The 21,433-nt window shown below is 71.2% G+C and carries 14 protein-coding genes; 10 read left to right on the top strand and 4 right to left on the bottom strand.

Annotated features, from left to right (window positions below; genetic code table 11):
- Positions 1–234 precede the first annotated feature (234 nt).
- A complete protein-coding gene (locus VG296_RS30675) occupies positions 235–732 on the bottom strand; it encodes a MarR family winged helix-turn-helix transcriptional regulator (RefSeq protein ID WP_325571997.1) in 498 nt (165 codons plus the stop codon).
- 535 nt (positions 733–1,267) lie between these two features.
- On the opposite strand from VG296_RS30675, the gene VG296_RS30670 reads away from it, so the two are divergent.
- The 5 genes from VG296_RS30670 to VG296_RS30650 all read left to right on the top strand — a co-directional run bounded on the left by VG296_RS30670 (position 1,268) and on the right by VG296_RS30650 (position 8,531).
- Complete coding sequence (locus VG296_RS30670; RefSeq protein ID WP_325571996.1) at positions 1,268–5,200, top strand: glycoside hydrolase family 3 C-terminal domain-containing protein; 3,933 nt, start codon at positions 1,268–1,270, stop codon at positions 5,198–5,200.
- A 105-nt stretch (positions 5,201–5,305) separates the two neighbouring features.
- On the top strand, positions 5,306–5,575 hold the full coding sequence (locus tag VG296_RS30665) for a nitroreductase/quinone reductase family protein (protein ID WP_325571995.1): 270 nt from the start codon (positions 5,306–5,308) through the stop codon (positions 5,573–5,575).
- A gap of 30 nt (positions 5,576–5,605) precedes the next feature.
- Positions 5,606–6,058 (top strand): MarR family winged helix-turn-helix transcriptional regulator, encoded by a 453-nt coding sequence (locus tag VG296_RS30660; protein ID WP_325571994.1) that lies wholly within the window; start codon positions 5,606–5,608, stop codon positions 6,056–6,058.
- Between the two features lie 94 nt (positions 6,059–6,152).
- A complete protein-coding gene (gene sthA / locus VG296_RS30655; protein ID WP_325571993.1) occupies positions 6,153–7,556 on the top strand; it encodes a Si-specific NAD(P)(+) transhydrogenase in 1,404 nt (467 codons plus the stop codon).
- A 108-nt stretch (positions 7,557–7,664) separates the two neighbouring features.
- Positions 7,665–8,531, top strand: coding sequence for a D-hexose-6-phosphate mutarotase (locus tag VG296_RS30650; RefSeq protein ID WP_325571992.1), 867 nt, complete (start codon positions 7,665–7,667; stop codon positions 8,529–8,531).
- A gap of 210 nt (positions 8,532–8,741) precedes the next feature.
- On the opposite strand, the gene VG296_RS30645 is transcribed toward VG296_RS30650, so the two are convergent.
- Positions 8,742–9,050 (bottom strand): hypothetical protein, encoded by a 309-nt coding sequence (locus VG296_RS30645; RefSeq protein ID WP_325571991.1) that lies wholly within the window; start codon positions 9,048–9,050, stop codon positions 8,742–8,744.
- 408 nt (positions 9,051–9,458) lie between these two features.
- On the opposite strand from VG296_RS30645, the gene VG296_RS30640 reads away from it, so the two are divergent.
- From VG296_RS30640 to VG296_RS30620, 5 genes are read left to right on the top strand one after another with little or no spacing between them, the layout of a single operon-like run.
- On the top strand, positions 9,459–11,213 hold the full coding sequence (locus tag VG296_RS30640) for a caspase family protein (protein WP_325571990.1): 1,755 nt from the start codon (positions 9,459–9,461) through the stop codon (positions 11,211–11,213).
- 41 nt (positions 11,214–11,254) lie between these two features.
- A complete protein-coding gene (locus tag VG296_RS30635) occupies positions 11,255–13,915 on the top strand; it encodes a CHAT domain-containing protein (protein WP_325571989.1) in 2,661 nt (886 codons plus the stop codon).
- Between the two features lie 14 nt (positions 13,916–13,929).
- Positions 13,930–15,984, top strand: coding sequence for a CHAT domain-containing protein (locus tag VG296_RS30630; RefSeq protein WP_325571988.1), 2,055 nt, complete (start codon positions 13,930–13,932; stop codon positions 15,982–15,984).
- Between the two features lie 15 nt (positions 15,985–15,999).
- Positions 16,000–17,337 carry a GTPase-associated protein 1-related protein gene (locus tag VG296_RS30625; RefSeq protein WP_325571987.1) on the top strand — a complete coding sequence of 446 codons (1,338 nt, stop codon included), beginning with the start codon at positions 16,000–16,002 and terminating at the stop codon, positions 17,335–17,337.
- Positions 17,337–18,098 carry a protein phosphatase 2C domain-containing protein gene (locus VG296_RS30620; RefSeq protein ID WP_325571986.1) on the top strand — a complete coding sequence of 254 codons (762 nt, stop codon included), beginning with the start codon at positions 17,337–17,339 and terminating at the stop codon, positions 18,096–18,098. The genes VG296_RS30625 and VG296_RS30620 overlap by 1 nt, the downstream gene beginning before the upstream one ends.
- Before the next feature lie 14 nt (positions 18,099–18,112).
- On the opposite strand, the gene VG296_RS30615 is transcribed toward VG296_RS30620, so the two are convergent.
- Both VG296_RS30615 and VG296_RS30610 read right to left on the bottom strand, forming a co-directional pair.
- Entirely contained in the window at positions 18,113–19,081 is a 969-nt protein-coding gene (locus tag VG296_RS30615; RefSeq protein ID WP_325571985.1) for a hypothetical protein, read from the bottom strand.
- Positions 19,082–19,169: 88 nt separating this feature from the next.
- The gene (locus VG296_RS30610) at positions 19,170–21,212 is read right to left on the bottom strand and encodes a caspase family protein (RefSeq protein ID WP_325571984.1); all 2,043 of its coding nucleotides are present in this window, start codon (positions 21,210–21,212) and stop codon (positions 19,170–19,172) included.
- Positions 21,213–21,433: the final 221 nt, after the last annotated feature.

Below are 21,433 nucleotides of genomic sequence, written 5' to 3'. Positions count from 1 at the left end.
TTGCTTGCCATGACGCTCTTCTCCCTCTTGGCCAATCACGGTGCTGACAATTCGACAGTAGCCGTGGTGACTTGAAGCGTCAAGTGCGTATGCCTCAGGAGGAAGCGTCGCGCGTCCTGTGCGCTTGTGCCTTCTAGGTGGCGGTGATCAGAGCGTCAACGGAGTTCGGAGCGATGAACTTGACTCATCAAGCCTTGTGAGGGCGATGGTAAGCGTGCCTCAGTCAAATACTCGTCAGTTGATTTCCGAGGTGTCGATACGCGACACGATGCGGTCGGCGGTCAGGCCCAGGCGCCGCAGCTGTTCCGGCGAGATGGCGTCGATGACGATCGATCGCACGTGGGCCACGTGTCCGGGGGCGGCATCCGCGAGTGTCTTGAAGCCTTCGTCGGTCATGATCGCGTTGGTGAACCGCCCGTCCGACGGATCAGGCTCGCGGCGCACCAGGCCCCGTCCCTCCAGGCGCGTGAACAGGTGCGACAGCCGAGACATCGACGCGTTGGTGACGACGGCGAGCGAGCTCATCCGCATGGTCCAGTCCGGGTTCTTGGAGAGCATTGCCAGTACCTGGTACTCCACGATCCCCAGGTTGGAGTCGCGCCGCAGTTGCTGTTCGATCGACCAGGGAAGCCAGGTCATCAGCCGCACCACGGACAGCCAGGAATCGACCTCCGCGTCAGTCAGCCACTCCGTCGGTGGTGTGTCGTCATCGTGGCGGGATCCATTGGCCATGGCTCCAGAATACTGAATCAAGAAGCCCGTCCCCTCAACCTGTGGAAACCGGGTCCCGCGGGAGCGTGCTCGGCGTCCCGACCGCCGACGATCGCTCGACGTCACGACGCTCCGTGCTGCTCCTGTTCCGCGGAGCCGGTGCGAGCAGCGCCCACTTCCGCACGGCCACCTTCCATAATGATCGACTTCTTCGATGCGTTGCAGAGGCTTGACTTGACCGGCTTCCTGTCATAGACAGTCTCTTCGGAGAGCGCTCTCCGAGGCTCATGCTCCTGGCTTCCGAGCGCGCTTCACCATGATCGACGCGGCGGGACGCTGCGCGCTGAAGGCTGCCTTGCGGCGTCCGCGATGCCCCCCGCCAGCACCAGTCCCGGGCTGGTCGGCCCCCGGCTCACGAGCCGACCGGCCTCGGGGCTGTGCCGGGAAGAAGATCTGGCAACCGAAGGGAAATGCAATGAAGCCTCTCCCGCATCCGAGACCGCCGTCGCCCGCACGCGGGAGACCGCGCACGACTCGGCGCCGACCCACACTCCGCGTGCTGCTCGCGGTACTCGCCCTGTCCGCGCTCTCGATGGCCGCGGTGCCAACGGCGGCGCACGCCGCAGCCGACGCCCCCTTCGGTGGGACCGCGGCCGCGGTGCCGGGCACCGTGCAGGCCGCGAACTACGACACCGGCGGCCAAGGCGTGGCGTACAACGTCACCTCCACCAACGGGACCGCCAACAGCTACCGCTCTGACGGGGTCGACCTCGAGGCGACAGCGGACACGTTGGACACCACCGCGGCAGGCGGCGCGGACGACATGGGCTGGACCACGTCAGGACAGTGGTTCAAGTACACCGTCAACGTGGCCACCGCCGGGACCTACAGCGTCGCATTCCGGCTGTCCTCGCCGTACGGCATCACCGATGCGCTGCACATCGCCAACTCCACCGGTACGAACCTGACCGGTGCGGTCGCCGTGCCGAACACCGGCGGCTATGAGACCTGGACTACGGTGACCGCCAGCGTCACCCTGCCTGCCGGACAGCAGACGCTGACGGTCGATCAGGATTCCAACGGCTTCAACTTCCACTACTTGAGCTTCACCTTGAGCTCGGCCGGCGGAGGTTCGGGTGGGGACCAGCCCTTCGGCGGGACGCCCGCGGCCGTGCCCGGCACGGTGCAGGCGGCCAACTACGACACCGGTGGCCAGGGCGTGGCGTACAACGCGACCTCGACCAACGGCTCGGCCAACAGCTATCGCTCCGACGGCATCGATCTTGAGGCCACCGCGGACACCCAGGACACCACCGCAGCCGGCGGTGCGGACGACATGGGCTGGACCGCGGCAGGTCAATGGTTCAAGTACACGGTCCAAGTCAGTACCGCAGGGACCTACACAGTCAGCTTCCGAGTGGCCGCGCCCGCTGCGGTCACCGACGCGCTGCACATCACCAACTCCTCGGGCACGAACCTGACCGGCGCGGTCGCGGTGCCGAGCACCGGCGGCTATCAGACCTGGACTACGGTCACGGCCACCGTCACTCTGGCGGCCGGACAGCAGACGCTCACCGTCAACCAGGACGCGGCCGGCTGGAATTTCCACTATCTGGCCTTCGCCCAGGGATCGAACAGCGGAGGCGGAACCGGCCCGACCGAGTACTGCGGCTTCCAGGATCTCGCTCTTGATCAGCCGACCACCGCCTCCTCGTCCCAGGACGCCACCGCCTACCCGGCGGCGGACGCGACGGACGGAAACCCGGGCACCCGCTGGTCGAGCGCGGCCACCGACCCGCAGTGGCTCGAGGTCGATCTCGGTGCCCAGCAGCAGATCTGCAGCGTGGGCCTCATGTGGGAGGCCGCGTACGCGTCGGCGTTCCAGATCCAGGTGTCCAATGACAACGCGAACTGGACCACGGTCTACTCCACCACCACGGGTGCCGGTGGGAGTCAGACGTTCAGTATCACCGCGACCGACCGGTACATCCGCATGTACGCCACGGCCCGCGCCACCCAGTGGGGCGACTCGATCTTCGAGTTCGACGTGTACGGCCTGACCACCACCGCGCCGCTCCCCGGCGGCAGTGGCAACGGCGGCAACGGCACCTGCTCCTGGGTCAACTCCACCGCCCCGGTCGCGCAGCGGGTCCAACAGGTGCTCAACACCATGGACCAGTCCGAGGAGTTCACCCTGCTCTCTGGTGACGGCGGCTCGTCCTACATCGGCCAGATCGCGGGCATCCCCAACCTCTGCATCCCGCCGACGAACCTTCAGGACGGCCCGAACGGGGTCGGCGACGGAACCGGCGGAGTCACCGCGTTCCCCGACGGGGAGAACGCCGCCGCGACCTGGAACCCGGCACTGATTCAGCAGGAGGGCGCCGCGATGGGCGCCGAGTTCGCCGGCAAGGGCGTGAACGTGGCGCTCGGCCCGACGACCAACCTGGTGCGCGATCCGCGCTGGGGCCGGACGTACGAGACCTACGGTGAGGATCCGTATCTGGCCGGCCTGATCACCTCGGCCGAGGTCCAGGGCCTGCAGAGCCAGGACGTGATGGCCATGGTCAAGCACGTCGCCGCCTACGACCAGGAGCAGTACCCGAACGGCAACAACAACGAGACGGTCAGCCAGCAGGCACTGGAGGAGCTGTACCTGGCGCCGTTCCAGACCACGGCCGAGCAGTCCGCGCCGGCCTCGATGATGTGCTCCTACGCGGTCGTCAACGGCGCCGCCTCCTGCCAGAACGGCGACATGCAGCTGCAGGGCTTGGATGCGCAGGCGAACTACGGCGGCTTCATCACCTCCGACTGGGGTGCCGACTACAACAACGTCGCCTCCGTCGAAGGGGGCATGGACGTCGGAATGCCGTTCCCCGGTTCGATCGCGAGCGACCTGAGCTCCGCGATCTCGTCCGGTGCGATGAGCCAGTACACGGTGAACGAGGCCGTGGGCCGGATCCTGACCCAGATGTTCGCCTTCGGCATGTTCGACAACGCGCAGACCGGCTCCCTGTCCGCCACCGTCACCAGCGCGGCGCACCAGCAGACCGCGCTGCAGCTCAGTGAGCAGGGCACGGTCATGTTGAAGAACAACGGCCTGCTGCCGCTCAACCCGAACGGCAGCGAGTCCATCGCCGTCATCGGCACCGACGGCGGGGCGGGAGTCGAACTCGCCGGCGGCGGCAGCGGCACGGTCACGAGCTCGAACACGATCTGGCCGATCACCGGCATCCAGAACGCGGCCGGCGCGAACGTCAAGGTCACCTACACCGCGGGCAACGACAACGGCACCACCGACATTCCGCAGGCGGTGGCCGCGGCGAAGGCGGCGACCGACGCGATCATCTACGTCAACCTGCCCGAGGGCGAGGAGACCGACCTCACCACCCTCGATCTGTCCAGCACGGACGAGACGATGATCCAGGACGTGGCCGCGGCAAACCCGAACACCATCGTCGTGCTCAACAGCGGCGGTCCGGTGGTCATGCCGTGGCTCAACAACGTGGCCGGGGTGTTCGAGAACTGGTACGGCGGGCAGGAGACCGGGGCGGCGATGGCCGCGCTGATCTTCGGCACCGCCAACCCGTCCGGCAAGCTGCCGGTCACCTTCCCGAGCAGCCTCAGCCAGGTCCCGGCGCAGACCACCGCGCAGTGGCCGGGCACCTCAACGGGCGTGAGCTTCAGCGAGGGTGTGAACATCGGCTACCGCTGGTACCAGTCGCAGAACATCACCCCCGCCTTCCCGTTCGGCTTCGGCCTCTCCTACACCAAGTTCTCCTTCTCCAACCTCAATGTCGGGGCCTTCAACGCCGACGGGAACGCCACGGTGACCGCGACGGTGACCAACACCGGTTCGGCGGCCGGCGCGGAGGTCGCCCAGATGTACGTCGGCGACCCGGCCGCCAGCCAGGACCCGCCCGAGCAGTTGCGCGGCTTCGACCGGGTCACGCTCAATGCGGGCCAGTCCACCACGGTCTCCTTCCCGTTGAACATCCACGATCTGGCAGCCTGGTCGGGGACGGACAACCAGTGGGAGGCGCAGGCGGGCACGTACTCGATCAAGGTCGGGGACGCGTCGAACAACGTCCCGCTGACCGGCTCGACGAGTCTCTCGCACGAGCTGACGGGCCAGATCGCCGCCGGGGCCTCGGCCGCGGGCATCGCCCCGGCGAACACGGCGGTCAGCGCGAACGTCACGGCGAACTCGGGCGTGCCGGGCGCGGAGACGGTCGGGGTGGTCAACCCCTTCGGCTACAGCAGCCCGAAGGGCGCGGCGATCTCGTTCGCGATGCAGGGCGAGGACTCCAACACCGCGCAGACTCTGACGTACACGGCGACCGGACTGCCGCCCGGCTTCTCGATCGCCGCGAACGGCACCGTCTCCGGCACGGGCACGACGCTCGGGACCTCCACGGTGACCGTGACGGCGACAGACACGGAAGGAGTCACCGGCACAGCCACCTTCGTGTGGTCCGTCGTGCAGTAGGCACCGCCAATCGCTAGCCGCGGCGAGTAAGGAATGCGCCGCGGTGTGGGCCGAGTCCAACGATTCGGCCCACACCGCGGTGCGAGTCCGTCTTCCTGCACAACCTTGCCGATTCCGGAGCGCGAGGGAAGGTACGTCGTCATCGCTTCGAAGCGCGGCGCCGCCGGGCACCCGACGTGGCATCACAACATCAAGGCGCATCCCGAGATCCGGCTGCAGGATGGGACTGTGACCAGGGAATTCGTCGCGCGCGAGGTTGAAGGCGACGAGCGGGCCGAGTGGTGGGAGCGGGCAGTTCGGACGTACCCGCCCTACGCCGAGTACCGGGAGAAGACCGACAGGCGCATCCCGCTGTTGGTGCTCGATCCGAAGTGATGGACGCGCTGTTAGCATGACGCCGTGGTCATGAACAACGATCGTGACCCTGAACTGTCACCGGCAATCGACTTCGGTCTGACGCTCAAGCGCGCACAACACGTGCTCGCGCTACGCATCGACGAGGTCTTACGTCCGTTCGACCTCAACCTGGGCTTGTGGGCCGTGCTGCGCGAGGCCGCACGGCATCCTGGAGCCTCGGCCTCCGAGCTGGCCAGGGCCACTTTCCACACCCCGCAGACGCTCAGCGGACTGCTGCGGCGACTCGAAGAACGCGGACTCGTCGAACGCGGCACCGGACGCGGCCGCATCGTGGACAACCACGTGACCGCCGCGGGCCACCAGGCGCTCGCCACCGTCACTCCGCTGGCCGAAGCCGTCATCGCCGGGGCTCTGGAGGCGGTCGGCCCGGCGGACCGCGCGACCCTCTGCCGATTGTCGGCCGACTTCGCGGGCTCGCTCACCCGCTCGGACGAGACCTGATCGAGGCGCGATCGCGGAGGGCGGCCGTTCCCTCGGCGGTTCCGTTCACACTGAGGTCTTCGATCTGACGCATGGCGCTGGCACACTTGCGGATGTGTATGACTACGACGTGCTGGTTCTCGGCTCCGGGCCCGGAGGTCAGAAGGCTGCGATAGCCACGGCGAAGCTCGGGCGCCGCGCGGCGGTCGTCGAGCGGCGGGACATGGTCGGCGGGGTGTGCATCAACACCGGGACCATCCCGTCCAAGACGCTGCGCGAGGCGGTGCTTTACCTGACCGGCCTCAATCAGCGGGAGATGTACGGGCAGAGCTACCGGGTGAAGGAGAACATCACCATCGCCGACCTGCTCTCCCGGACGCAGCACGTCGTCGGCCGGGAGATCGAGGTGATCCGCAGCCAGCTCTCGCGCAACCGCGTCGCGCTGCTGCCCGGCCTCGGCTCCTTCGTGGACGAGCACACCGTGGAGGTCGCCGACGGCACCGGCCCCGCGAGCCGGGTGACGGCCGACCGGATCGTGATCGCCACCGGCACCACCCCGGCTCGTCCGTCCACCGTGGACTTCGACGGCGCGACGGTCGTGGACTCCGACGGCATCCTCAGCCTCGACCGGGTCCCGCAGAGCATGATCGTGGTCGGCGCGGGCGTCATCGGCATCGAATACGCGTCGATGTTCGCCGCGCTCGGCTGCAAGGTCACCGTCGTAGAGTCCCGGCCGAGGATGCTCGAGTTCTGCGACATCGAGGTGGTCGAGGCGCTGAAGTACCACCTGCGCGACCTCGCCGTGACCTTCCGCTTCGGCGAGACCGTCGCCGCGGTCGAACGGCACCCGCGCGGCGCGCTCGCGGTGCTCGAGAGCGGGAAGAAGATCCCGGCCGAGGTGGTGATGTACTCGGCGGGGCGCCAGGGCATGACCGCGGGCCTGCGCTTGGAGAACGCCGGGCTCGGCGCCGACGCGCGCGGCCGGATCACCGTGGACGAGTACTTCCGCACGAGCGTGCCGCACATCTATGCGGTCGGCGACGTGATCGGCTTCCCCGCGCTCGCCGCGACCTCGATGGAGCAGGGCCGGCTTGCCGCGCACCACGCCTGCGGCGAAACGGTCCAGGGCATCTCACCGCTGCAGCCGATCGGCATCTACACGATCCCGGAGATCAGCTTCCTCGGCCGGACCGAGGACGAGCTGACCGCGGCCCGGATCCCGTTCGAGGTCGGCGTCTCGCGCTACCGCGAACTGGCCCGCGGCCAGATCATCGGGGACTCCTACGGCGTGCTCAAGCTGCTGGTCTCCCCGGAGGACCGCTCGCTGCTCGGCGTCCACGTCTTCGGAACCGGCGCGACGGAGCTGGTGCACATCGGACAGGCCGTGATGGGCTGCGGCGGCACCGTGGACTACCTGGTCGACGCGGTGTTCAACTACCCGACCTTGGCAGAGTCCTACAAGGTCGCCGCGCTCGACGCGATGAACAAGATCCGACAGATCGAATGGCTCAGCGACTGACGACGGATCGAGCCACTATGATCGGCACGGTTGACAGCGTCGCTGGTCAGGTCCGGTGACCGTGCCGGTGCGCGGGCGGGCCCCGGCAGGTTCGAGAGGCAGTGGTGGATGAACGAGGACGTGCTCGGCCTTCCCGTCCTGGACCAGCTCTCCGAGCATGTCAGCGTGCGTCGGATCGGCGAGCTTCCGCTCATCGTGGTCGATCATCCCCGGGTTCGGGCCGCGGTCGCGCCGCAGGGGGCTCATCTGGTGGCGTGGCAGCCCGAGGGTGAGGCGCCGGTGATCTGGCTCAGTGATGCCACCGCGTTCGAGCAGGGCGTGGCGATTCGCGGCGGAGTCCCGATCTGCTGGCCCTGGTTCGGCCCGGCCGGCAAGCCTTCGCACGGGTTCGCCCGGACCAGCACCTTCCAGCTCGACGCCCACAGCGAGGACGAACTGGGGGCGGAGCTGGCCTTCCGGCTGCGCGGCGACGAACACACCAAAGCGCTGTGGCCGCACGAGTTCGAGCTGTTCGTCCACTTCAAGCTGGGTCAGGCCTGCGAGATCAGTCTGCAGGCCCACGGCGATTACCAGAGCACCGGCGCCCTGCACAGCTACTTCAGCGTCGGCGACATCGACGGCGTCGCCGTCTCCGGGCTCGGCGTCCCGTACCTCGACAAGGTCGCCGAGACGGAAGGCCGCCAGGACGGGGCGCTCACGTTCCCCGGCCGGATCGATCGCGTCTACACCGCGCCGGACGGGGTCAGCCGGATCGAGGATCCCGCGCTCAACCGCCGCGTCGAGATCCGTCACCACCACAACAGCGACGTCGTCGCCTGGAACCCCGGCCCGGAGCTGTCGGCGAGCATGGCCGACCTGACCGATGACGGCTACCGGCAGTTCGCCTGCGTTGAGACGGCGCGCGTCAGCACCCCCATGACCAGCACTCCGGACAACCCTGCCACTCTCTCCGCCACCATCACGCTGACCCACTGACGAGGCCTATCGCGGTTGCGGGACGCTGGTGACGACGGCGGCCACGGACGTGGCCCACTCCAGGGCGCGCGGCACCGGAGCGAGATCGCGGTACGGGGCGCTGAAACCGAGCCGGTCGACGACGCCGCCGAAGCCCCGCGGGGGTATGCGGCGGCCGCCCTCCGGTTCGCCCAGGCGCGGCAGCGGAAACAGGGCGGAGTCGATCGGCGCCTAGGAGATCAGGACCTTGAGCCAGTCCGTGCCCCGCGCTCCGGGAACCGGCTCCCGGTCGGGCGGCAGGCTCAACTCGATCAGTTCGCCGTCGGCCACGCACGCGACACCCGGTGCCACCCAGGCGCCCGGGAACAGGTAGGGGTGCATTCTGAATCGGTCGGTCAGGTCCAGCACGACGCAGTGCAGCGGCCGATCGGCGGTGTCGCGCAGTCGTAGGAACACGAATTGGTAGCGGCCGAAGCGCTCCAGCCGCGGCATCATGTCGACCGGGAAGCGCTGGCGCCTGACTTGAAAGAACCTTGGCATGCAACTCTCTGACGGACGCCGGTCCGTCAGAAACCGGCATGCGTCCGCCTCGCACCTCGTTCGGCTACCTCGCGCCTCCCGAAGCCAGGGTGAGGGGATGGTCCTGCTCCACGGAGGACTGCCACGCGGGCGACTACGGCGCGCCGCGCTCCTGGCCGCATCCCTGCAGAGAGCGCGGAAATCCGACCGATCCGACGTTCGAGGAACCGTGGGCGCACGATGCGAGGGGCTACGAGCTCCGGCACAGCCTCACGGGAAACGACGAGTACCTGCGTCTCGCCGCCGAGAGACGCGCTCCGAGCTGGCACCCCTCATCCCCGAGGTCGAGCCGCCCGGCGATCCAGGCGACCGGCCCTATCAGGATCCGCGGTACTGGGCCGCCTTCGCTTACACGGGAGGGTAATCAGGATGCGTAGACGGGCTTTGCTGATCGGCGCGCCGCTGGACGGATTGGCGGGCGTGCGGAACGATATCGACGCGATGGCGGGGGTGCTGGGCAAGCGGGGGTTCGCGGTCGAGCGGTGCGTGGGCGCGGAGGCGACGCGGGCGGGCGTGCTGGCAGCGTACGAGCTGTTGATCGCGGACACTGACGCGGGCGACGCGGTCGTGGTCTACTACAGCGGGCACGGCGGCCTCGCGCGATCCTCCGATGGAGACGAGGTCCTGCAGTTCCTCGCGCCGGTCGACTACTACGCGACGCGGCCTGGCGACTTCCGGGGCATCGCCTCGGCCGAGCTGTCCGCACTGCTGGCGCGGCTTACCGAGCTGACCGCGAACGCCACCGTGATCCTCGACTGCTGCCACGCGGCGCGGATGTCGCGCGATGCGAGCCTGCGGGTCCGGTCGCTGCCCGAACTGGCGTCATACGAGGCTGTGCGCGCGCACGTGGACCGGCTGCGTCAGACAGGGAGGCTCGGCCCCGAACAGCTACGGTCCGCGGGCAATCCGCGTGCGGTTCGGGTCGTCGCGTGCGCGACGGGGGAGTCGGCGTACGAGTACCGGGGGCGGGCGGGACCGCGCATCGGGATGCTGACCGAAGCACTGGTCGAGGCGTTCGCCGAGGCGGGCGACGCGCGGATCACCTGGGCGGCCGTCATGGATCGGGTCAGGCGCCGCGTCCTCGCGCTCGAATCCACGCAGCGGCCCGAGGTCGAGGGCCCGTCCCGCAGGTTCGTGTTCGAGATCGCGGAGGACGACGCGGTCTCGGCGCTGCGGGTCGCCCCGATCGGCGCGGGGCGTGCGCGGATGGAGAACGCCGCGCTGTTCGGGGTCGGGGTGGGGGACGAGTTCGCCGTCGTGTCCGACGCGCCGATCGGACGGTTGACGGTCGACGAGGTCGGGCCGAGATACGCGGAGGGCCCGCTGACGCTCCGCGTGGGCCGCGACGCCGTGCCGATCGGCGCCCGGGCGGTGCGGACCAAGGCATCAGTACCCGAATTCCCGGTCCTCGTGCCCACAGCCGACCTGGGTGAAGCGGTCGACGCGACGCCGACGCTTCGCGTGGCCGGGCCGGAGGAACGCTGGCTGGCCACGGTACTCGTCGGCGCGCACGGAGAACTGACCGTCGCCGACCGGCTCGGCCCGCTGCACAGACCGCGCGCGGCCGGACCCGGCGCGGTCGGCGCCGTGCTCCGTGATCTCAGAGCCCTTGCTCAGGCCTCGGCACTGCGTCAGTCGGCCGTCGTCGCCGGCACTGACTGGAGGCTGGACGCCGAGGTCTCGATCGACTGGGGCACGGTACGGCGTGGCGCGCGGCGTCGGCTGCCCACGTCGGGGGCCGCGGTGCACGTCGGCGAGTACGTCTATATAGAGGTGCGCAACAACGACTCCCGCGAGTTGTTCGTCTCGCTCGTCGACATCGGCGTCTCCGGCCGCATCACGGTGCTGACTCAGCACTCGCCGTCCGGCGCGGCCGTCGTTCCCGGCAGCCGGTTCGTATTCAATGAGCCGCTGGGCTGGCCCGACGGCCTCGACCCGGCCGTGCCGCGTCCGGAGACCGTCCTGGTGCTGGTGAGCGCGAGTCCGCGCGACGTGAGCGTGCTGGAGCAGGAAGGCGTGCGCGACGACCGGCGCCTCGCGGTGGTCGAGGAGCCGACGGCCGGGCCCGCGGACGGCTGCGACATCCACGTCATCGAATTCGAGCTCGGGTCCGTCCGTCAGTAGTCCGTTGAAGAGCCTCCGCATTCGAGTCAAGGGAGCCGCATGTGTCCCAGGTGCCGGTCCACGTCGTCGTGATGCAGGCCTGTGCCGGGCACGGCGATCTGCCCGCCGCGGTGGACGCGGTGCGCCGGATGGAGACGGACGACGCGGCCCGCTCCGCGCTCGCCGCCGAACTGGTCCTCGCGCTGATGCGCAGCCAGAACATCCAGTTCGACGTCCGGTCGCTGCACGCACTCGACGAGATGCTGGAGATCGCGCAACGCTTCCCGCCGCCGGGCCCGCAGTGGCCGAGGCTGTGCGCCGTCGCGACCGTCATGGCCCTGATGGGGACTGCCTCCGAGCCCGGTCGGGTGAGCCCGGCCGAGGCGCTGGCCCGGCTGGACGCGGTGGAGCGGGACAGCGGCTCCGACGCCGCCGTCGGGGCCCAGATCGAACTGGCGCGGATGATGTTCACCTTCCTCCGCGGAATCGGGGAAGGCGATCAGTCTGTTTACTCACGGATGCCCGCGGACTTCAGCCGGCTGCGCGTCCTGGCCGGAGACGATCCGCGACTCAACGCGCTCGCGGACTACCTGACCGACGCGATGGGGATGCACCACAAGGGGACGACGGGCGGGGACGTCAGGCCGGATCTGGTCTCGCTTCAGGAAAAGGCCGGTCAGATCTTCCCCGCGGACAGTCCGGTGCACGAGCAGATCGATTCCTCGATTCGGGCCTTCGAAGTGTTCGGGCGGCAGGACGCGGCACCCACCCGGGACGAGTTCGCCCGGCTCGCCGAGGCCGCGCGCAGGCCCGGGATCAGCGATGGCGAGCGGGCGATGCGGCACGCGGCGGTCGGCGGCGCGGCGCTTTCCGGCGGGACGGAGCACGACCTGGACCGGATCGCCGCCGGGATCGGACACTTCCGCGAGGCGCTCGCGCTGACCGGTCCCGAGGATCCGCGACGCGGCTACCTGCTCGCCTCGCTCGCCCTCGGCCTGTACCGGCGCATCGAGCTGACCGGCGACGCGCGGGACCTTGCGGAGGCGGGCGACGTGCTCGAACGCGCCAAGGCGGCGGCCGCGGGCCCCGGCGATCCGGCCTGGCCGCTGATCAACGAGCTGCTCTCCCAGATCAGGGCCAGAGGCGGAGACCCGGACGCCCGGGAGAGCGCGCTCGAAGTACTGCGCGGCATCACCTGGAACGTGCTGCTGCAGAACGACCCGGCGGCGGCGCGGCGAGCGGCCAGGGAGGCCGCGTCCTCAGCGGTGCAGGCCGCGCGGATGTGCCTGCTCGCCGGAGATCCGGCCGACGCGCTGCGCGCCCTCGAGGGCGGCAGGGGCCTGATGCTCTTCGCGGCCGGGGAGTTCCGCGAGGCGGCCGCCAGGCTCGACGCGGCGGGTCACGGGGAACTCGCCGAACGCTGGCGGCGGGTGGTCGAGACGGGCGAGGCCGATGCCGCGCCGACCAATCTCCGCACCGACGTGCTGACGGCGCTCGCCGAGCACTCGGGCGTGCTCGATCCGCCCAGCCTGTCCGAGATCCGGCACGCCCTGCGCACGCTCGACGCCGACGCGCTGATCTACCTCGTTCCGGGCGGAGAAGGGTATCCCGGGTACGCCGTGACGGCCGCTGTCGGCGCGCCGCCCGGCTACCTGGGCCTGGCCAACCTCACCGACTCGGCCGACCGGGACGTCGAACGCTGCATCGACACGCTCGCCACCCGCGACCTCGGGCCCTCCGGCGGCCGGAAGGCTGTGGAGGACCTGGACCGGCTCTGCGACTGGGCGTGGCGGGCGGCGATCGGTCCGATCATCGAGAATTTCCTGCCGACGCTGCCTCCGCCCGCCTCGGGACGCGTCCCGAGAGTGATCCTCGTGCCGATGGGCAGGCTGGCCCTGGTTCCCTGGCAGGCGGCCCGCCGGCGGGACGGGGTGCACGCCGTGCAGCTCGCCGCCTTCTCGTTCGCCGCCTCGGCCCGCCTGCTGTGCCGGGCCGCCGCCGTCGCTCCGGTGCCGGCCGCCCCCGTCGGCCTCGTGGTCGGGGATCCGGACACCGGCCGTCCGCAAGATCGCCTGCCGGCCGCGCGGATCGAGGCGTACGCCGTCCACCAGGCCTTCTACCGCGGCGGCCGCTACCTCGGCACCCGCGCCGACGGCACGGTCAGCCGCTCGGGCCCCGGATCCGCGGACGAGCTGCTCGGCTGGCTCGACGCCGTCCGCCCCGGCGCCGGGGCCGTGCTGCACCTGGCGTGCCACGGCGTGATCGAGGGCGCGGACCAGGACTCCGCGCTCAGCGCCTACCTGCTGCTCGCGAACGGGGACCGGGTCACCGCCGAGCAGATCGTCCGCCGGCTGAGCACCGGACCCGACCGGGGGATCGGCCTCGCGGTGCTCGCCGCCTGCCGGACCGGCCGTTCGATCCACGGCTACGACGAGGCGTACAGCCTCGGCACCGCGTTCCTCGCGGGCGGGGTGCGCTCGGTGCTGGCCACCCAGTGGGCCGTGCCGGACCGGGCCACGTCGGTGCTGATGTTCATGTTCCACCACCATCTGACCCGCGGCCTGCCCGCCTGGGCCGCGCTGCGCGAGGCCCAGCTGTGGATGCTGCTGGGCGACGAGCGGCCGGTGCCGCCGGGCATGCCGAAGCGGCTGCGGGAGCAGTGGGACAAGGCCGGATCCGTCGGAGTCGAGGCGTGGGCGGGCTTCGTCCACCAGGGACAGTGAGGAGCGGGGCGGCCGTGCCGCAGGAGACGATCGAGCAGTTGCACGCGCGCTTGGCCGGGCAGGTCGGCCACGAACGGGCCATGACGCTGATCCGGATCGCGCAGGAGGAGATGAACCTCGCCGTCCGGATCCACCCGCAGAACCCGGGCGGCCGCGCGCATCTCGAGGAGGCGCTGCGCGCGGTCGAGGAGGCCTACGGGTATTTCGGGCCGAAGGACGCGATGCGCGGACCGGTCGCGGTGCTCTACGGAGTCGTGCTCGCACTCAAGAACGCGATCGGCGGAGGGTCCGAAGCCGACCGCGAACGCGCCATCGAGCTGATCGAGGAGTCCTTCACCTTCCCCAACGTGCCGCCGCTCCAAGTGGCCACCGGACGGCTGATGCTGGGTCAGCTGCTCGTCGAGCGCGCCGCGCGGCCGATGCAGTCGCCGGACGCGATGCTCCGGGCGATGACCGGCGGCCTGCCCGCGGTCTCGACCGCTGATCTCGACCGCGCGGCCGACTGCTTCCGCGAGGTGATCAAGGTGTCGTCGAACGCCGACATGACCAGCACCGCGACCACGATGCTCAGCGTGACGGAGCTGTTCCGCGACCTGCTCGGCGGGGTCGGGCCGCGGGCCGGCGGGCTCGACCTGGGCCGGATGGCCTCGGCGGTCTCCGCGCTGCAGGGCATGCAGAGCAAGGGCTTCGGGATGAATCTGTCCGGGTCGGGACTCACGCCGGGCATGAACCTGCTGGATCTCGCGAAGGGTCTGGCGGACATGGACCCGCTCGACCGTCCGGTGCCGCTGGTGCACGGGCCGGAGCCGGAGGAGGACGTCGTGGCCTCGCCGCGGCCGACGTTGACCGTCGATGTCGAGGTGCTGCGCCGTGACCTGGCCGAACTGCTGTCCGTTTCGCGGGACGACGTGTGCACCAAGGTGATCAGCGTGCTGCGATCTGCCGATCCGGCCCCGTGGACCGATGACCTCGTCGCGTTGGCCACGCGCGTCGTGCACGCCGCCGATCCCGCCCTCGGCACCGATCACCTCGTGCTCTCGGCGGCCTTACTCCTGAGGTCCCGCCGCGACGGAGACGACGGCTGGGGAGAGACCGACGGTGCGCCCGACTCGGACCTGGAAGCCGCCGTCGACGAACTCGCGGCCGCCGCGCGCGACGTGCCCCGCGAGCACGCCGACGCCGTGCCGCTGCTGCTTCTGCTGGCCGCGCTGCTGCCCGCGGGCACGCTCGACCGCCTTACCGAGCCGTTCGCCGAGACCTCGGGCGCGGTCCGCGCGCTCAGCGCCGGAGCGTTGATCATCGCGCACCCGCCCGGACTGCCCTGGCTCGACGCCCAGACCGGTCGGCTCATGGCGGCTGACGCGGCGTGCCACGCGCAAAGCATCGTCGTGCTCGGCGATGGCGCCGACGACCTCAAGGGCGACAAGGCAGTGTCCTGGCTCGCCTCCGTCGCGCAACTGCTCGAACTGTCCCGTCGCGCGGCGAGGCCGATCACCGAAGAAGTCGTATTCGTCACGAACCCGCGCGGCGACCGCGAGACGACGACCGTGGACGCGCTGCTGTTGCGGCGCAGCTTCTATCCGCGCTCACGCGGGCTGGGCCGCCTGGTCGAGGACGCGGACGGGGAGGCAACTCCCGATCAGGTCCGGGCCGCCGCGTCGGGCGCGTCGCTACTGCATCTCGCCTGCGGACTGACGGCCGGGGGAGCACTGGAGCTGGCCGAGTCCGGTGAACTGGACGTATCAGAGATCGAAGCACGCGGCGGCCTGGTGATCCTCCCGCCCGGCGCCTTCCTTCCGGCGGCCGACGCGTTGCTCGCGGCCGGATTCACCGGTGTCGTGGGTTGGCGGCAGGCGGTTCCCGAGCAGACCGCGTCGCTGATGCTCTACCTGCTGCACGCGGAGCTCGCCGAGACCGGCCGCAGCCCGGCCGCCGCCGTCCGCGAGGTACGCCGCTGGGCGCGCCGCCCCGACACGAGCGTGCTGCCGCGACTGCTGGCCCGTTACGCCGACAGCCCCGAGCTGATGCGCGAGGAGGACTGGTCAGCGCTGGTCTACCGGGGGCGGTGACCGATGGACCAGCACATGCGATCCGACATCACAACTGAGACACCGCCCGGCGTGGTCGTCCACCGGCTCAGGCTGCGCCCTGCGCACGAGGACCCGGCGCTCCTGGTGCCCGCGGGAGACACCGGCCTGGCAGCGGGACTCGCGGACCAGATCCGCAGACTGGCCGAATCCGGGATCCGCGGCACCGGTCCGGTGCTGACCTACAGCCGGCTGCCGGATGGCGGCAGCGTGCTGTGCCGGTTCATTCCGGCGGACAACAGCTCCTGTCTCGACGTGCGGGTGGCCGTGCTGAGCGAGGAAGCGGCGCGGGCCAGGCTGACGCCGATCGACGCCTGGCCGGAGGAGTGCTGGACGACGCGGCCCGGCACGCTGACCCCGCGTCCCTGGATCGACCGGACCGAGCTCGTCCGCTTCGCCGCGGAGGCGCGCGGGCAGCTGCCCTGCGTGCTCGCCGATGTCAGGGAACTGTTCGCCGGGCGCGCCGGCCCGCAGATCCTGCTGGTCGAGCGCCGGCCGCACGATGTGGCCCGGTGGATCGCGCTGATCTGCGCCTCGCTGCCGCAGCAGGCGGCCCGCGAGCTGACCTTCACCACGTCCGCGACCCGGCCCTACGCCGCCTTCGAGCAGATCGTCGGAGTCCCTCCGGAGGCCGAGTTCGCCTTCTCCGAGGTCGAACTGCGCCACCTCTACCGGGTGCGCAGCGCCGAGGGGCGGTGCAGCCCGGCCCTCGGCGACCCCTGGGCCGAGATCGCCGCCCGGCTCTGGCAGCACGGCCGCCCCGAGCTGATCACCGACACCGCCCGGATTCCGCTCGGCGCGCCCTTCGACGCCGGACGGCTGGCCGCGGTGGCGCTGCTGGAGCTGCTGCCGGTCGGACGCGAGGCCGAACTGCTCGCCGCGGCGTGGATCTCCCGTCCGGAGAACACCGGGGGAATGGCCCAGCAGGACGTGGACGGGCTGATGGACGCGCTCACCCGGATCGACCGGGCCGCGGTCGGCGCGGCCGGGCCGCGTCCGGCCGCGTTGGGCCAGATCCTCAGGGCCTTTCGATCGCTGCGGCGGCGGGCCACGCCCGAGGTGGCCGCGCCGGTCGCGCTGAGCCTCGGCCGGGCCGCGCTGCGCACGGCGCTGGACCGCTGCGCCGTGGTCAGCGCGGATCCGCTGGCCGACCTGGGTCTCGACCGCGCGGACCGGGAACGGCTGGCCGCGGAGTTCGGCGCCGAGGTGCGCGCCGTGCTCGACGCCGGGGACAGCTCGTCGGCCGAACGGGCGGGCAGCCTCGTGCTCGCGCGCGCCCTCGAGCTCGACCCGAGTGGACCGTATGAATGCGCTGCGAACCGGCGGACCGTCTAGTGTCCGCCGAGCTTCCCTGGGAGACGATGCGCGCCTCCGCGCAGCGCGGAGCCGGGACGGCGCCGAATCAGGACCACGTCGCGCTGCGCGTCGTGGCGGGCGCGGCGCTGGTGCTGTGCGCGGCGGACGGGCACGGGTCGCCGGACGCCCGGCGCGGCCACCTCGGCGCCCGCTGGGCGGTGGAGGAGGCGATGCGCTGCGTCATCCCGTTCGCCCGCCGCGTCGTGCGGCTCGAAGACGATCCGGAACGCTGGCCGGAACTCGCGGAGCTCGCCGACCGGCTGTGCGACGAGATCCGCCGCTGCCTGCGCGAGCGGGCCAGGATGCACGAGGCGAACGGACCGCGCGACGCCGTCGTCGGCGCCGCCCCGGTCGCCGGGAACAGCAGCCTGCTCGGCGCGCTGCTCTCGCGCAGGCTGCTGTTCTGCTGGCAGTCCGGGCAGGGCGACATCGCGCTGATCGGCGAGCAGGGCTCCCGGGTGCCGTTCGAGGCGGATGCGGGACCGCCGCGCCGGATGCTGCTGCACTGGCAGCCCGCGGACGCGCTCGGCGCGCGCCGGCTCGTACTGCTGAGCACCGACGGGCTGGCGCTCGGCCTCGCGGACCGCTCCGCCTACCGCGCTTTCGCCGAGGGGCTCTACGCCCGGATGGCCCGGCGCGAGGCCCAGGGCGTGCGCGACGGGCTCGACGACCGGCTGCGCGCCATGGCGGAGCTCTCCGGCGAGGACACGTCCCTCGTCGCGGCGTACGTCGGGCCCTGATTCGGCCTCAGGTCTCAGCCCTCAGCCGGAAGCCATTCGATGCCGTACATCCGGCGCGGGACCAGCCGTTCGAAGCTCAGCGCCGCCTCGCCGAAGGAGTCGAGCCTGACCGTGCGGCCGGGGGCGAGCCGGCCGCGGAACTCCTGGTACTCCAGGCCGTCGAGGCAGACCACGGACAGCGGCAGCCGGTCGAGGCCGAAGCGCACCCGCAGCCGGAACGCGTCGCAGTCCACCATCGGCACCATCGCGTAGTAGGGTTCGAGCGGCCAGCTCGGCGGCAAACGGAATACGAGTTCGTACTCGTGCTCCCGGCCGAAAGGCAGCGGCTCCGGAAATTCGATCTCCATTTCGAACAGCGCATCGCTCTTGCGGGCCAATTTCGTGATCACCGCGCCGTATCGGGCGGATACCTGGAGATCGGTTTCCGGCAATACCCACTCGGCGGTCGACGGCACGCTGAACCTGGTTCGGATCCGCTCGAGCCCGTCGCGGCGGCGGGCCACGATGGTGCGCTTCTCGGTGACCTCGGGCCCCGGGCCGTCGAGCCGCAGCAGCGCGTCGAGCCTGCGCAGGTACCAGCCGCCCTCCCGATCCCGTCCGGTGAGCTCGACCGCCGCGGCCGCGGCCAGCTCGTCGAAGGCCTCGTGGATGCGGCGGCGCACGGTGCGCTCGGCGTAGTTGCTCTCGGCGGCCAGCTTCGCCGTCCGGTCGCTCAGCCGGTTCGCCGCCCGTTCGTCCGTGGCCAGTGCGGACAGCACGGCCTCGCGCCGGTCGTCCGGGAAGCCGCTGGTCAGCTGGTCGACCAGCACCCGAAGCCGGCGCCGGAGCTCCCGGTCGGTCGCGTCGGCCGGCGGGTCGAGCAGTTCGGTCAGCAGCGGACCGATCCGCTCGGCCAGGCCGCTGGCGTGCAGCCCCCTGCCTCGTCTCAGCCTTCTGAATTCTTCGGCCAAACGCGGCCGGGTCTCCACCTCGGAATCACGCATCGTCAGAACAGCGCTCCCCTCTCGCCGGAACTGTCGCGTACACACCACACTAGCCGCGCTCCGACGACGGCAAACGCAAAACTCGAAATCAGTACGATCGATACGATTCCGATATCCGGTCCCCCTGCGTCTCCGTACGCTCCGGTATTCCGGTTGACACCGGAATCGTCACGGCCGCCCAATCCGCCGCTTCAATAGCCTCGGCCCGCGCGACCCTCCGGCCGTCGTCGAGGCCGAAGCTCTCGAGCAGCGTGCGCACCCCCGCGGTGCCGCGGTGCCGCGGGGCCGCCGGAACGCCCGCCGGCCGCATCCGGAAGGGCTGCGCGCTCAGCGGCTCCGGTGATATCAGCAGCTTGAGCCAGTCGGTGGCGCGCGCCCCGGGCCGCCGCGGACGCTCCTGCGGCAGCAGCATCCGGATCGCCGTGCCGTCGTGCACGAAGGCGGTGCGTCCGGGGCCGATCCAGTCCCCGTCGAACAGCCCCGTCGCGATCTCGTAGTCGTCGGTCAGGTCGAGGAGCACGCAGTACAGCCGGTGTCCGCTCGTGCTGCGCAGCCGCAGGAAGACGCGCGGCGCCTCCCAGTCGGCGCCGGTCCACGCGTAGTCCAGCGCGATCGCGCCGTCCGCTCCCGGCCGCAGCGCCGCGCCGTCGCCGTGATCGCGGCGCTGCCCGGCCGGGGCGTGCACCAGTTCGAGCCTGATCTGCCCGGCCAGCTCCGAGGCCGGGTTCGCCAGTGCCCTGATTCGCCGCCAGCGGGCGAGGTGCTCGGCCACCTCGACCGCCGCCGCGGCCTGCCGCGCGGTGCCGCACGGCAGGTCGGGCAGCGCGGATTCCGCCCGCTCCGGGTCGATCAGCCGCACTACGCCGGGCCGGACCGCCCGGACCTCGAGTCGCCAGGAGGATCCGGGCGGTCCGGCGGCCTCGGCCACCCGGACGTGCGCCGAGGGCCCGCCGCCGGGCCCGGCCGTGCGCGCCGCGGCCGTGAACAGATCGACGGCAGCCCGATTCCCCTCCTCGTTCACGGTCGGCACCACGGTGGCCGACGGCAGCGCCACCGCGCTGACCACCACCGGGTACTGCCGTGAAAGGTCGGGCTGCCAGCCGATCGGGACGACGCCGCTGCGGTCGGGGCGGACTTCGACCACCCGGGCCTCGCGCAGCGGACCGCGCTCGGCCACCGCGACCCGGGTCTCGCCGCACTCCGCCGCGGCCGCGATGCCGTGGCAGGAACCGGCGTCGATCTCCCAGCCGCCGCGCCAGCTCAGCGTCAGCGGCGCCGGGCGCGGGACCGCCTGGCCGCCGAGGAACGGCCGGTCGGCGAGCTCGGCGGGGGAGGAGTCCGGGTAGAGCACGGGCTGCTGGTCCGGCATCCAGTTCTCGACGTAGCAGCGGGCCGCGACGAGCAGTTCCCGGTATGTGGGCACCGAACCCGCACGGCCGGCCCGGTGCAGTTCGACGGTCAGCGCCAGGCTGAACAGGCCGCGCGGCTCGTCGAGTCGCAGCTCCCTGGCACCCTGGTAGTAGCGGCAGGCGCTGAGGTTGACGTGGTTCGGCTCGGCTCCCTCGGTGCGCTTGAGCAGCCCGGCCACGTCCGCCCGGTCGGCGAGCTCCGGCAGCAGTCCGCCGGCAGGCGCGTCCGCCCGCCGGCCGATCGCCCGCACCTTCTCGCGGCCGGTGCCCGGCAGCCGGGACGAGCTCTCCGCGTGGCAGCAGTCCATCACCAGCACCACGTGCGCGCCGCGCTCGGCCAGCCGCGACGTCAGGACCCTGATCTCCTTGTCGGCCAGGTCCCGGCCGCCCGGCTCGCGGCTGTCCGCGCACAGCACGGTCTGCATCAGGCCGCTCGGCTCCAGGTGCGCGTACTCCGGCGGCACCGGCTGCTGCGAGCCGTGCCCGGCGAACCAGAACAGCGCGGTGTCCCCGGCGCCGGCCCCGCTCAGGTGCTGCTCGAAGCCCGCGATCACCGCCGCCCGGGTGGCCGCACCGTCGCGCAGCAGTCTGATCCCGGACTCGGGCACGCCCGCGTCCAGCAGCCAGCGTTCGGCGGCGAGCGCGTCGTTGCCCGCGCCGCACAGCGCCGCCACCGGGGCGGGGTAGGAGTCGATTCCGACGATCAGGGCGCGCACGGCCATGGCTTCGAGTCCTTCGACGCGGGATGGAACGGGGAGGGGCCGCAGGTCCCCTCCCCGTTGTTCTGACGGACGTACGCCGCGGCCTCAGCCGACGACGACGGACATGAGCCAGGCGAGCAGAGCATGCACGCTGCCGTGGGTCTCCATGACGGGGCCCTCCCCTCGGTTGTGGTCGTTTCGCCTACGCCTTCAGGCTCGCCACAACCGCCCCGTATAACAAT

This window comes from Actinospica sp., from assembly GCF_035552695.1.
Classification (GTDB): Bacteria; Actinomycetota; Actinomycetes; order Streptomycetales; family Catenulisporaceae; genus Actinospica.
This window is presented reverse-complemented; position numbering and strand designations above follow the sequence as displayed.